14 protein-coding genes are annotated in these 13,619 nt (G+C 27.3%); 5 read left to right on the forward strand and 9 right to left on the reverse strand.

The features are described 5' to 3' along the window. Positions 1-76 precede the first annotated feature (76 nt). Positions 77-1,162 carry a YhgE/Pip domain-containing protein gene (locus tag IGI97_RS13415; protein WP_438738957.1) on the forward strand — a complete coding sequence of 362 codons (1,086 nt, stop codon included), beginning with the start codon at positions 77-79 and terminating at the stop codon, positions 1,160-1,162. Between the two features lie 711 nt (positions 1,163-1,873). Here the strand turns inward: IGI97_RS13415 and IGI97_RS13420 are convergent. Beyond that, the gene (locus IGI97_RS13420; protein WP_438738955.1) at positions 1,874-2,251 is read right to left on the reverse strand and encodes a hypothetical protein; all 378 of its coding nucleotides are present in this window, start codon (positions 2,249-2,251) and stop codon (positions 1,874-1,876) included. A gap of 680 nt (positions 2,252-2,931) precedes the next feature. Here IGI97_RS13420 and IGI97_RS13425 point away from each other — a divergent pair. Further along, positions 2,932-3,099, forward strand: a complete 168-nt coding sequence (locus tag IGI97_RS13425; protein ID WP_425136948.1) for a hypothetical protein — start codon at positions 2,932-2,934, stop codon at positions 3,097-3,099. A gap of 125 nt (positions 3,100-3,224) precedes the next feature. Here IGI97_RS13425 and nrdF read toward each other — a convergent pair whose 3' ends face one another. The 4 genes from nrdF to IGI97_RS13445 are packed head-to-tail and all read right to left on the reverse strand — an operon-like array spanning position 3,225 to position 7,809. Further along, on the reverse strand, positions 3,225-4,175 hold the full coding sequence (gene nrdF, locus IGI97_RS13430) for a class 1b ribonucleoside-diphosphate reductase subunit beta (protein ID WP_438738953.1): 951 nt from the start codon (positions 4,173-4,175) through the stop codon (positions 3,225-3,227). Between the two features lie 29 nt (positions 4,176-4,204). Continuing rightward, a complete protein-coding gene (locus IGI97_RS13435) occupies positions 4,205-5,137 on the reverse strand; it encodes a ribonucleotide-diphosphate reductase subunit beta (protein ID WP_207434527.1) in 933 nt (310 codons plus the stop codon). Positions 5,138-5,168: 31 nt separating this feature from the next. After that, complete coding sequence (gene nrdE / locus IGI97_RS13440) at positions 5,169-7,331, reverse strand: class 1b ribonucleoside-diphosphate reductase subunit alpha (RefSeq protein WP_438738950.1); 2,163 nt, start codon at positions 7,329-7,331, stop codon at positions 5,169-5,171. A 1-nt stretch (position 7,332) separates the two neighbouring features. After that, positions 7,333-7,809: a class Ib ribonucleoside-diphosphate reductase assembly flavoprotein NrdI gene (locus tag IGI97_RS13445; protein WP_207434525.1), complete on the reverse strand. Its 477-nt coding sequence runs from the start codon at positions 7,807-7,809 to the stop codon at positions 7,333-7,335. Between the two features lie 1,325 nt (positions 7,810-9,134). On the opposite strand from IGI97_RS13445, the gene IGI97_RS13450 reads away from it, so the two are divergent. Both IGI97_RS13450 and IGI97_RS13455 read left to right on the forward strand, forming a co-directional pair. Further along, positions 9,135-9,434 (forward strand): hypothetical protein, encoded by a 300-nt coding sequence (locus tag IGI97_RS13450; protein WP_438738948.1) that lies wholly within the window; start codon positions 9,135-9,137, stop codon positions 9,432-9,434. A gap of 51 nt (positions 9,435-9,485) precedes the next feature. Beyond that, positions 9,486-9,749 carry a hypothetical protein gene (locus IGI97_RS13455; protein WP_438738946.1) on the forward strand — a complete coding sequence of 88 codons (264 nt, stop codon included), beginning with the start codon at positions 9,486-9,488 and terminating at the stop codon, positions 9,747-9,749. Positions 9,750-10,172: 423 nt separating this feature from the next. Here the strand turns inward: IGI97_RS13455 and fic are convergent, their stop codons facing one another. The 4 genes from fic to mazE all read right to left on the reverse strand — a co-directional run bounded on the left by fic (position 10,173) and on the right by mazE (position 12,666). Beyond that, the gene (fic, locus tag IGI97_RS13460) at positions 10,173-10,775 is read right to left on the reverse strand and encodes a protein adenylyltransferase Fic (protein WP_207434520.1); all 603 of its coding nucleotides are present in this window, start codon (positions 10,773-10,775) and stop codon (positions 10,173-10,175) included. 269 nt (positions 10,776-11,044) lie between these two features. Continuing rightward, a complete protein-coding gene (locus IGI97_RS13465) occupies positions 11,045-11,983 on the reverse strand; it encodes a hypothetical protein (protein WP_438738944.1) in 939 nt (312 codons plus the stop codon). A gap of 111 nt (positions 11,984-12,094) precedes the next feature. Then, the gene (locus IGI97_RS13470) at positions 12,095-12,436 is read right to left on the reverse strand and encodes a type II toxin-antitoxin system PemK/MazF family toxin (protein WP_438738942.1); all 342 of its coding nucleotides are present in this window, start codon (positions 12,434-12,436) and stop codon (positions 12,095-12,097) included. Next, positions 12,436-12,666 (reverse strand): type II toxin-antitoxin system PemI/MazE family antitoxin, encoded by a 231-nt coding sequence (gene mazE / locus IGI97_RS13475; RefSeq protein WP_033628115.1) that lies wholly within the window; start codon positions 12,664-12,666, stop codon positions 12,436-12,438. The genes IGI97_RS13470 and mazE overlap by 1 nt, the downstream gene beginning before the upstream one ends. A gap of 203 nt (positions 12,667-12,869) precedes the next feature. Here mazE and IGI97_RS13480 point away from each other — a divergent pair, with 203 nt between their 5' ends. After that, positions 12,870-13,490, forward strand: coding sequence for a recombinase family protein (locus IGI97_RS13480; protein WP_185940142.1), 621 nt, complete (start codon positions 12,870-12,872; stop codon positions 13,488-13,490). Positions 13,491-13,619 lie beyond the last annotated feature (129 nt).

Raw genomic sequence — 13,619 nt, forward strand, 5'->3', positions numbered from 1 at the left:
TATGCAGATGGAAACTATAGTTATATATTAACTTAACTATAGAGCATCAAATAATTAAATACAAGAGGTGTTCAATATGAAAAGAAAATTTATATTAGGATTTGTACTATTATTCTTAGCTAGTATTCCTATGTTGTACTCTACATTATTTTTAGGGGCATCAATGAATCCTTATGAAAATTTAAATAAGCTACCCGTGGCTATTGTAAATAATAGAGAAAATGTTATTGCTAAAGGATTAACGGAAAGTAACCTATTCGATTTTAAAGAAGAAAAAGATATTAATTTAGCAAATAAGGATTTAGAAAATGGTAAAGTTTTTGCAGTTATTAGTTTTGACGAGGATGTTCAAGAAAATATAATACACTTCCCAAAGACTAAAAAAGAAGTTTCAATTAATTTAACAATTTCAGAAGGGTTGAACTATTTTTCATCAAAAGTTATAACTAGTGCTATGAATAAATTTGTTGAACAAACAAATGCTAAGTTATCTAATACTTTAATTACAAAAATGAAAGGAGTTAACATTCCGGATAATGTAGGTTCTATTGTTCAATTAAATACCCGAAATATTCATCCCGTAAAGAATAACGGAGAAGCAATGGCACCTTACCTATTTTCTTTAACATTGTTTGTAGGTGGAATTTTTGTCAATCAATTTGTAATGCGTAATTTAAAAAGAAGAGAAAAAAGTTTTACTAGTTATTGGACTAGACAGTTTTTAATTCCACTTTGTATTGGAGTATTTCAAGTAGTATTGTTAATTATAGGAAATCAATTATTTATCCATATTCCTATAAATTCAAATTATCAATTATTTGTTTTCTTATGTTTAACTTGTGCAACATTCTCAAGTATTATTGTAGGATTTAATAAATTGATACCTGGTATAGGAAGCTTAGTTGTTTTGTTATTAACAATGCTTCAAACGTCTTCTGCTGCCGGTGTTTATCCAATCATTTTAACAGATAATATTTTTAAAGTAATTAATGCATGTATTCCTATGACATACAGTATTAAGGGCTTAAAAAGTATAATTAGTTTAGATAGTTTTGGTTTAATTGATCATGTTTATCCTTTAATAGGATTCTTTATATTTGGACAAATATTAATTCTCTTAGCTTATTTCATTCATGATAAAAAAAAATTAAATAATTTCTAAGTTCTCTTGTTTTTAGACTTAAATTTAATAATACTTTGATTAATTATGAATGCTTTATTTAAGGTATGTATGAAGAAAAATTATCTCCTAACTAATATATTTACTAATCCATTGGTTCTTATACTGGATCAAATTTCAATATTTTAGTGTTTAGGGATAATTTAATTCGATTATCTACTCAATAAAAAGAACTCAGAGATTGAATTATAATTCAAAGCTGAAAAAAGCAAAAAATCATCATTATTTTATTAAAAAATATACTTTAGTATTAGATAGTCATGGTAAAACGACTATCTAATTATCGGGTGAAATATTTTGTTATGTTTATTCAGTAGTTGATAGATATAACTAAAACATACTAAGATTAGAGGGCAAATTCTTCCATCGATGAATTTACCCTCTATTACTTTTGTACTGTATAATCAGATTCAGATGTGAAAAAAATTCTAGTTAGAACTTGTTCTCGGACATGATTAATCAAAGCTATATACACTATACTTATTAGAAATAAGTTTATTTTAACTTTTGTATTTAAATAGCGAGATTTATTTCTACTAAATGGTAGAATAAATCTTATAAGCTTAGTGAAAGTATTCAGATTTTTTGAAGATACAAGATTATTATTGTCTTATATATTAATAAATACTGATATTTCGTTAACCTATTAACTATATTCAAAAAGACTTGCTGTTTTCAGTTTTTACTCCTTACTTAATCACTATACTTAGATTCTAATTTTTGTAGTAATTTTCTAAGTGGTTGGTCAAAATATCCCGTATCAGTTTTATTTAGTAATAAATCATTAATCTCTTCAGAGATCTGTATTAACTCCTCATCATCACTAATAATCATTAACATTAAATTAAAGCTTTCAAACTGTTTATATGAGTCTAGATCTACGACATTGCCTATAGTGTCTTTTAATTCATTCTCTATTTCTTTTACTAGAGCGTATTCTCTATGAGCTAAACGGCTGATTGAAGCTTTTTTTCTTTTTTTTTCACCTATAATTGGAAAGATAATTGCTCCAATTATAGCTATTATTTTTGAGGTCACTGCGACCCATGCTGCCACACTACCGATTTGCATAAAATAATCTTCCTCCATATCATAATAACTTATTATTTTGAAAATATTGTTATCTATCAATTTTTAATAATTTTTTTGAATAAATTTCTTAATAGAATTTTTTAACATTAAGATATGATTTTTCGCTCCTAAACACATCATAAAATGAAATATCTCTAAATTCTTTGTTATTTTTATAAATATGAATGGAATAAATTCATTCTCTAATTTCTTTCTTGAGATTTCAAATAAGAATCATCCGTAATTTAGCTATTGTTAGTAATATCGAAGTATCTGAACAAGCATATAACATATGTTTACTCTTAACAAAACCTTATCTATTCAATATCCATAGATATACCATAACTATAAAACAATATGCCAAGTTTTTCAATTATGATATTCAAATATTAGGTTTTTCTTTATATAATAATCTACGCTTGAATAAAGAAATTAGAAACCATTGTATTATAATATTGTTTTTAATTACAAATAATACAAATGTGTTGACAATCAAAATCTACAGATGTACTATATCTGTAGTTCCTGCGTATCCTTAGAGTTTGATTTAGAATGAAATCATTAATTTAAGAGGTGATAAAAAAGAAAAATAATTTTAGCGTTTGCATTAACCATCCTACTTAATAATCCTAATTGGAACAGTTACCAAGGTTAACTAGTAGATAAAGGAGGAATTTACTATGGAATTTAAAGAAAAAATAAATCGTTTAAAAAAAGAGGGAAAAGAACTTGGTCAAATGTACAAAGAAGAAGGGAAATCTGTTGGTGATGAATATGCAGAATTAGGAAAATCTGTTGGAAAACTATTCAAAGAAAAAGCTAGACAAAACAAAGATCGATTTAAATAAAAGTATTTTTAATAAGCTTAATGAATCAAACAAAAATAGAGTGGTTTTCCACTCTATTTTTGTTTGATAAATGTTAGTTTCACAGTTTAACAAGAAAAATTTATATGATATTATTTTAATATAAATTAAAAAAGATAATCATCATCATTCATTGATTCAACGCTACCCATTAAATATCCAGCCCCTACTTGTGAGAAGAAATCGTGATTTGCTGTCTCGGTTGAAATACCATTCATTACAATAGGGTTAATACTGGTAATTGTTACATCTTCATATCTAACTGGAAATCCCATATTTTGTAAGGACTTATTAGCATTGTATTTAATAAAGTCTTTTACTTCTTCAACTAAACCTACAGATTCATATAGCTCTTCGGCAAATGCAAATTCATTTTCTAATAGATCATCTAATAGTTTATACATCCAGTCCTTTAAATCCTCTTGTTCATCAGCTGTTAATTTAGAGAAACTCAGCTGGAACTTGTATCCAAGATAAGTTCCATGTACTGATTCATCTCGAATAACAAGTTTAATAATTTCCGAAAGATTTGCTAATTTATTTTGTCCACGATACCAAAGGGGGATAAAAAAATTGTTATAGTATAATATACCTTCTAAGTAAACACTAGCTATTTTTTTCTTTAAATTATCCCCGCTTTGGTATATATCGTTAATTCTTTTCACCTTGTATTGCATTCTATAATTATTATTCATCCAATTATAAATATCATCAATTGTTGCTGAATCATTTAGGGATGTTAAGATAGTTCCATAGCTTTTGGCATGGATTGATTCCATCATTAGAAAGTTATTAATTACTGCTACTTCTTTACGAGTTATAGCATCTTCTCTCATTACATTAACACCTTCCTCCGATTGTAGTGTATCTAACAAAGCTAGACCACCAACAACTCTATTAATCAGGTCTTTTTCAGATTGAGAAAGAGTTCGCCAATCTTTTAAATCATTTGAAACTGGAACACGAGTGTCTAACCAAAATTGAGCAGTCGCTTTATCCCAAACATATTCGTCAAATTCATCTTCTGTTATGTTCCAATTTACTGTTTTTACTGTCATATCTAATACCTCCGGTCATTATTTCAAAATCAGAATGTATAATCATCATTAGAAGTTTTTTCTGTGTAAATGTTATTACACTTTTGCGCTTGTTGAAAAAGTTTATTAGTGGTCATTAATAAGCTATCTAAATAAACTTTAGTTGATGATGTTAGTTTCTCTTCAAATTGTTTTTCAAATCCCATAGAATTAAAGGCATAGTTTGCTCCATATGATAATAAATTATTGGCATATGAACGGGTATTTTCTGACAAACTATCATAAAAACAAATTTCTTCTAAAATAGTTTCTGCAGAAAACTCCTTAAACCAATTTATAAACTCACTTCTAGAATCTTGAGTTAGAGACATAAATGCTTGTTGAAATTTATAACCACTATAGGCTATAAAAAGTCCACTACCTTGTAAAATATTACGAATTATTTTGTTTGATTGAACTAACTCTTTTTCTTTTAGAATAGGAGCATAACATCCAAAAGTCAGTGCGCTTTCAAGAAAAATAAATGCAGCTTTTTTTTGAAAGGTATTTCCATTCTTAAAAATATGCTCAAAGAGATTTGCTTTCTTTTGTAATGTAGGATTTGCATCAGCAAATTGGTAATATTCATATGCTCTATCATCGATGTCTAAAGAACGAAAAATTGTAGTAAAAGATTTTGTATGAACAGATTCCATAAATGTAATTACATTAAGAATAGCTTCTTCTTGTTGAGTTAGGACGTTTTGACGTAAACTTGCAACTCCAATTTCAGATTGAATAGCAGTACTTAAAGATGCACAAGCTAATAAATTACATATTTCTTCTTTCTTATTTAATTCCAATACATTCCAAACGTTTCTATCTTCTTTAACAGAAATCCTAGTATCTAACCAAAAGTTATTAGTTAATTTCTCCCAAGTATACTGGTCTAAATAATCAAGTTGTTCATTCCAATTGATTGCTTTATAATATAAAAATCCCATAACATATCCGTCCTCCGTCTTATTTAAGTTTTTAAATCATACAAGAATTACATTCGTTAGAACTAGAAATCTCATCATCTTCTGTGAAAGTACGTACATAATAGAGTGACTTAATTCCCTTTGTCCATGCATAGTTTCTAAGACGATTTAAATCACGAGTAGTCATCAATTCATTCCCTTCTTCTTTCCATTCATACAGGCCTTTTGGTAATATAGATCGCATAAATAACGTTAAACTCATTCCCTGGTCAATATGTTTTTGAGCTACAGAATAAGTGTCTATGATTTTTCGTTGATCAATATCATAAGCAGAGATATAGTAAGGTAATATATCTTCATTTAAATAAGGAGCTGGATAAAAAATTGACCCTACTTTAGTTTCTTGTCGTTGCTCAACTAATTGAGTAATTGGGTGTATTGAAGCACTGGTTTCATTAATATATGAAATAGACCCATTTGGAGCAACTGCTAATCGATTTCTATGATATATTCCATATTTCATAATGGATAATTTTAAATCTTGCCAGTCTTCAACAGTTGGAAGTTTAATGTGTTCAAACATTTTTTTTACTTTGTTGCTTTGTAATACAAATGGTGTTGAAATATAAGTATTAAAATAACTACCATCTGCATATTTTGATTTTTCAAAGTTATGAAATACTTTTTGTCGTTCCTGTGCAATTTTATTACTTGCTAATAAAGAGTAATAATTCAATGCAATAAAAAATGCTTCAGTAAATTCCAATGCTTCTTTAGACCCATAATAAATTTTATTTTTTGCTAATGCTGTGTGTAAGCCCATAGCTCCTAGTCCAATTGTATGATATAGACTATTCCCTAAGTTTATGCTAGGAACTTCATCTATATTTGTATTATCAGTAACTGTCGTTAAAGCTCTAACCGCAACCTCGATAGACTGAGAAAAATTTGGAGAATGAATAAGTTTGTCAATGTTTAAAGAGCCTAAATTACAAGAAATGTCTGAGCCGACTATTTCATAAGACAAGTCATCGTTGAGTATTGAAGGAGTCTGCGGTTGTAAAATCTCACTACAAAGATTACTCATAATAATTTTTCCTGAAACAGGATTTGTTCTGTTCGCTGTATCAATATTTATAATGTATGGATAACCAGACTCCTGTTGTAGCTTAGATATTTTTTGTTCTAGTTCCCGTGCATTAATATATATTTTTTTTATTTTGGGATTATCAAGTAACGACTCATATTCAGCAGTAATATCTACATAACTAAAAGGCTTGTTGTAAATACGTTCTACATCATAAGGACTAAACAATGCCATTTGTTGATTTGTTTTTAAAAGTTCATAATATTTATCTGGAACAATAAGACCTAATGAAAGTGTCTTAATACGAATCTTTTCATCAGCATTTTCTTTTTTTGTTGATAGAAAAGATTGGATATCTGGATGGAAAACATTGAGATAAGCAACCCCTGCACCATTTCTCTGACCTAATTGATTAGAATAGCTAAAGGAATCTTCTAATAGTTTCATAACTGGAATAATTCCAGAAGATGCATTAGATATTTTTTTTATAGGATCTCCAGCAGCACGAATATTAGATAAATTTACACCAACACCGCCTCCGATTCTAGACAACTGTAAAGCTGAATTTAACATTCTTCCAATTGATAACATTGAATCATTAACATCAATTAAAAAGCAGGATACAAGTTCTCCTCGTCTTTTTTTTCCAGCATTTAGAAACGTTGGTGTTGCAGGTTGATATCTCTGATTAATTAATTCTTCCGCAATCATTTTTGCAAGATGCTCATCACCGTTTCCTAAATATAAAGAATTAAAGAAAACACGATCTATAAAGTTTTCAAGAAATTGTTTATTATCATTTGTCTTCAATGCATATTGTGTATAAAATTTATAGGCTCCCATAAAACTATGGAATTTGAATTCCTGTTTTTTTAGATATTCATAGAGATTATTTAAAAATTTTTCTGAATAAAGATTTAGTAGTTGTTCTTCAATATAATCTTGTTTTACCAAAAAATTTAATTTTTCTGACAATGAACTAAAATATTTTGTATTTGGCTTAACTTCTGTTTTTATATAAGAATCTAAAGCTTGTTTATCAAAATACAAAGGAATTTTTCCTTTAATAGGAATATTTAATAGGTTATTAAGATAAAAACAATTTTTAGAAATATCATTTTTTGTCATATTATCCCTTCTTTCTCATATTAGCTATGCCTTGTAACCTAATTAGTTTTTCACCAATTCTTTTGACATCCTCAAGAGTTCCGCGAAGCTCAAATTCATCAATATAAGGAAAACCAAAATAATTTGAATATTGTTTTGCAGTAAGACCGAACTGCTTATTAAAGTTTCTGTTACCACTACCAACAATTCCATAGCAAAGTAAGTAATTATTGTTAAACAATAAATATTCCTTTAATGGAGTAGTCAGAATTTCCTTATAACCATTAGCTATACCGTTCCCTCCTTCTAAAAATGAAGGTAAAAAGGTGACGAAGGGTTCGTTCAAACACTCAAAAGGTTGATTGTTTGAAACTATATCCTTGATATTTTTTGCACAAAGATTAATATTATTGTCTGTAAAGTAGCTATCAAGTTGTTGAATAAAATCTTTGGTATTTCCAGTTAAACTTATATATATGATATTTACTTTTTTTATCAAATTTAAAGACCTCTCTTTCACATAAGATACTACATACAGTATCACTACTATGTATAAAACGCAATATATTGTGTTTTTTCCTGATAACCAATAATAAAAGCTATTGTGTGTTTTTTCACAATTGATATTAAAATGATGTTCTGGTTCTATATGTTTTAAATATACTATTAATGATAGTATTTAATAATCTAAACTAAATATATTAAAGGAACAAAAGTTTAAATTTTTTTGTTTTTATTTTTGTTTTTTTCACAAGAGAAAAGATTGTAATATCTAGTTGTTGAAAAATAGTAATTGTGCATATGTTTTAATGTGATTGCACGAACAAATAACCTAATTTTATTATGTATAATAGGTAATCAAAGATAAAAAAACGAGGTATGAGTTACCATAGCTCGTTTTTCCTTAGAAATGTTTAATATACTTAGATTCTTTATACAAATTATTTAAAACAAATCCAAGTATCTATAATACAAATTGATGTTGCGTGGTATAGCCTATAGGTAATGTAGAAACAGGTTAAACCATGCTATATACTATATACTCATACTTAAAAATAAAACGAGGTACCTAACTTTTAATGCTGAAATTTTACTTTTAAATAATTTTTTTCATTAAGAAAAAATTATACGCATATATACATAATCGCGAAATCAAAAGATAAGCTCATGTGCTAGCGATTCCAAAATTATTTTATATTACAGCGTAAAAAAAAGATTATTAAAGTTTATTGATGTGACATATATCCCATTAAATAGCTAGTCCTTAAATAATAATTAGTAATAAACTTATATAAAAAACTTAAAAAGATAAAGGATTCTTATATCAATAAAATATAAATATTTTCCTGGATTAGAAGTTTTTTATATCTTTAAAGCAATTATATATTTGAAAATGTATAAAAATTATAAGATTAAAGGATGTTATAATTACTTTTAATTACAAATATTACAAAAAATTATTTAAAACTTAAAAAAATAAGTATATATTTTGGTATAATTTGGTTAGGAATTTTAAGTATAAAAAATACGGAAAGAAGGATTTTTGCTGTATTTTGTTGAAGTAATCCCGAAAGGCTTTGAAAATAAACAATGTGCAGAGACACTTAATATATGATTAATTGACGTTATTAGGTTACTTAAAAGAAACTGAAACACTTTCAAAAGAATGTGCAATAAAAATCAAAAAATAAACTAGAATCAGAGTTACAATGTGGAAAAGTGATTGTGTAAATTGTAGAAGAGATTATTGGTTAAAAATAGATACACTAATTTATCATTCCTTAAAAAATAAGAAAATTGCCTATTATGGGAGTGAAATATCATATGAAACAAGTGGTTATTAGTGATTATGTAGTAAAACAATTTCCAAATGAAAAACAATATTTATTTAAGCGTATAATTACAAATAAAATAAAATTTAGTTTAGAACATAATTTTTATAAAATAAAACCAGTCCGTGTAAAGAACAAAAAGTGGTATGAAATGAAGCTTATTCTTGATAAAAAACCTTATCGAATAGCATTTGATTTAAATAAAGATAAGATTAATGTATTCTTTATTAGTTCAAGCGTAGTAAAAAAGATGTTTGACAAAGAAGTAAAAAAATTATGTAAAAATAAATGAAAAAAACAGTGTAATACTTATTTATCAAATTATCATAGGAGAATAATGATTATGAAGATTATTGATAAAAAGCAATTAAAACCGTATATACGTTCTTCTTTAAAGAATGATTGTACTATAAAAATTTACACATTTAAAAAAGATCGATCTATCGTATTGATCAAAGACAGAGATAAATATCTAATATTAGAGAACGGATTTTATAAAAGAGAATTTAGATTTTTGATAAAAAACGAAGCAATTAAATCTGTTTTAAAGTTAGCGTCTATAGAATTTAAAAATAGCCGTAAATTATATGTTATCACTAGTTATTAAAATAGTTCTCTTCCCTTTGGTTAAGATATTCAATTTGCTTTTTTCTTGGCAGTTACCTTATAATTCAATACCAAATAGATTTTTTAATCTGGTAAATAATATAATTACCCCGTTTACATAATGCATCAAGATGTATTGTTTACGCTGTTATTCTACAGAGATTTATTTATTTTGTTAAAATATAATCATTAACAAAGTAAAATAAAAAGTCTAAATTATAACATAAAATTCAACAAATAATCTTTTTTTATGACAACTTATCATTGATAAAAAACTAAAAATAAAACTAAATTCAGCCATTTAAATACTATATTATATAACTAGCTATCAAACAGACTGTAATTCTCTTAGTTCTTTTTTTCCTAAAACAAAAGTAGCTTGGAGGACAATTAATCCAAGCTACTTTTGTTTTTCTTATTTAATTTATAATTCATCAACGTTGTATTCGGTATATCCCTCATAATAATAGCTAATATCAATACCCTTCATGAAAATTTCTCTATCATTAATCTTATCAGTTAAAGAACTTGAGATTAAGTGTTTGATTTCCAAATCTTTAACTGGGCTTCTTTCCATTGCAGACAAATAATCTTCCTTATCGATTAAGTTCCAGTCAACAACTTGCTTTAATTCTTTTTTTAGAATTAGATCTAACCATATTCTGGTTGCTCTGCCATTACCTTCACGAAAAGGATGAGCAATATTCATTTCAACATATTTGGCTACAATCTCATCTAAAGTACTTTGTGGCATTTTATCTATATGTTCTAAAGAGACTTTTAAGTACATTACTGGTGCAAAGCGAAAATTTCCTTTAGAAATATTTTGACTTCTTACTTTACCAGCAAATTCATAAATATCTTCAAATAAATAATTATGGATATAAGATAGCCCTTTGAATGTTCCAACTTCTACTCTGTCAATATCTCCAGAGTCATATAATTGTTTAGCTTTTTCTTTACTGAGACGTTCCTCAACTCTGTTTAACTCAAGTTGGTTAATAATACCTAATTTGTTTTCTAACAACTGAATTCACCGCCTATTAATTATTAATCCTCTTTTTCAATAACTCTTTCAATTTTCATGCTAAGTTTTTCAATGTATTTTAGCACGAAAGCTACATAACAATCAAAAATATAAAGATACATACCATCCAGCTTTTATCCAGTAATATTCTCCTTTTTCCTAATGGTGAAAATAAACTCAATGCACTTTTTCAGATATGGAACATCATCATGATAGATAGTTGATGATATATAATAAATGTTTTTTATTATTACATATAAGACATTAAGTTAAATGTTTTTAACAATGAACGCTTGTAAAATATCTAATTTACTAGTTTCGTTATTAAGTTTCGCAGGCTTAACAACTTGAATTTTTCTTTCAGATAATATTTTTAATAACCCTATTTCTTCAGGAATTATTTTATATGCAAGTGATAAAATATCTTCAGGAACAACTATCCAACTATAATTAGTTTTAGGATTTAAAATTATATTGTTAAGGTTGCTATCTGATAAAACTATTTCGATGCTATGTGTATTTAATTCTTGTGTGTATTTATTAGACACGTTTTCTAGCAACAGAAAATCTAAAGTGATATATCTCATTAATAACGAAGAATAAAAGGAAAAATTGGGAACTAATTTATAAACTGATTTTCCTTTATGATGTGAGTTACTAGTACTTTGTAGCCACGAGGTTTCTGACAATGCAAATGAAAAATCAGATATAGTAAATATTTGTTTGTCGCTACTATCAATTTTAGAGTATCTATTTTTTTTAACTATTTTCCCACCCTCTTTAGCTTGGATCGTTTTAATAGTTGACCAAGTGTTTACTAAATCAGATCGCTTAATATCTTTTGCTAAAACTTTCTGCATTAATTCATCTTTTATTTGGTTGTTTCCTTGACTAATTTTTTCTACTAATTCAAAGTTATCTGGACTGATTTCTACATCCTCTATGTTAGGAACACTAACTCCCCTACCTGCTGCTCGTTGCTGGTAGTCAAAGTATATTTCTCCTGCTTTTTTTCTTTTCCATATTAACGATTCAGTTACTCCGGCTACATATGCTAAATGTTTAATCCACTGTGTGAAAGAACTATACTCGTTACGCCATAATTTATTATATTCTACTTCTCTTATTAGCTCGTATAGGCGTACCCATGAATGAGTATCCTTAGACAATATTTCTTCAATTTCATGTTCTATTTTTCTTAGGTTCAATTTATCCTCCTTTCTATCTATTTACTATAATATATTATAGTAAATAGACGTTATAAAAAGAAAGAATTCATAAATATTAATTATTATATGTATTCTTTCTTCCTATTATAATTAAAAAATGTATTCAATGATTTGATCTATTTTAGCCATATCCTTTAATGGTAAATGTTCTATTTGGCTTAAATTTCTTTCTGTAAAATCTAAAGATTTTAATTGGGAGATAACGACTTGTCCAAGAGTTTCCATTTCATCAGGTAATGTATAATGAGTTGGTATATTTTTAATTGTAGAAGTTATTGGACAAATTACTGCAAACATTGTCTTTCTATTAAACTCATATCTTGAAACTACTAGACCTGGATGTCTTTTCTGTATTTCTTTTCCGGCTGAAGGATCGAAATCTATCCATACAATATCGCCCTTTTTAGGAATATATTTCTTTTCGTCACTCATTAAAATAATTCTCTCCCTCCAGGTTCAATGTCATGCCATTCATCTTTATCGTAATACTCCCCTTCTAATCCACCACTAAATGGATCTTGTAATTTAGGGACTAACGTAATTGTCCCATCATCAGAATACATTACTATATATTCTTGATCTGCTTTTGGTTTCTGTCCATTATTAGATGGTAGTGTCAATACTACAGAACTTCCTTGTTTTCTAGATTTTGTGGTTAACATACAATCACCTCTTATCTTTTATTATACTAAACAATTAAATAGTTTCAAATGATTATATACTATAATTAATTAACTTAGTGTAACTTAGTTATATAATCGAGATTAGATATTTTAGAATTAATTATTTGGGTTCAGAAACTTTTAAGTTTTTGACCTCTTTGTTTTTTCGTGCTATACTTGGAATTATCAAGTGTCAAAAACTTATGTTCAGAAAAGGTGAGGAAATTTTGTCCATTTATGGTTATTCAAGAGTGAGTACTAGTAATCAAGATTACAAAACCCAGATTCAAAAACTAGAACAAGCTGGAGCAGAAAAAATCTTCAGTGAAAAATACACAGGGACTAAAAAAGAAGGAAGAAAAGAATTAGAAGAACTACTTTCTATTGTAAAAGCTGGCGATAAAGTTTTAGTGACGAAAATTGATCGGCTAGCTAGAAGTATTGTTGATTTAAATTCGATTATCTCTTCTTTAAATAATTCAGGAGTGACTATCACCTTTTTAGACAATGCCCTAACCTTTGAGCCAAATAAAAGTGATTCTATGCAAACATTAATGATGAACATGTTAGGGAGTTTCGCACAATTTGAGAGAGACCTAATTGTCACGAGAACACAAGAAGGAAAACAGTGGCATCGAGCAAACAATAAAAACTATCGAGAAGGACGTCCGAAAAGAGTTCTAAATGATAAATATAAACATGCACTAGAGTTAATGGAAACAAACAGCATGCGAGAAGTAGAAAAGAAAACAGGTATTTCTTTGTCTACCCTAAAAAGAATAAAAAAGCAGGCTAAGGAAGAACAACAGTTTAGTTTAAAATGAATGTGAATTATTTATATTAGTAGCAGTTATTTAATGAAAATTTTTAAAGAGATAATGCCATTTGTCCTACTACTATAAGATATACTATCAATAGAAAAACATAGCTGTTAATTACAAGCTTACTTTTAA

Origin of the sequence: Enterococcus sp. DIV2419 (assembly GCF_051711865.1) — a bacterium.
GTDB lineage: Bacteria > Bacillota > Bacilli > Lactobacillales > Enterococcaceae > Enterococcus > Enterococcus faecalis.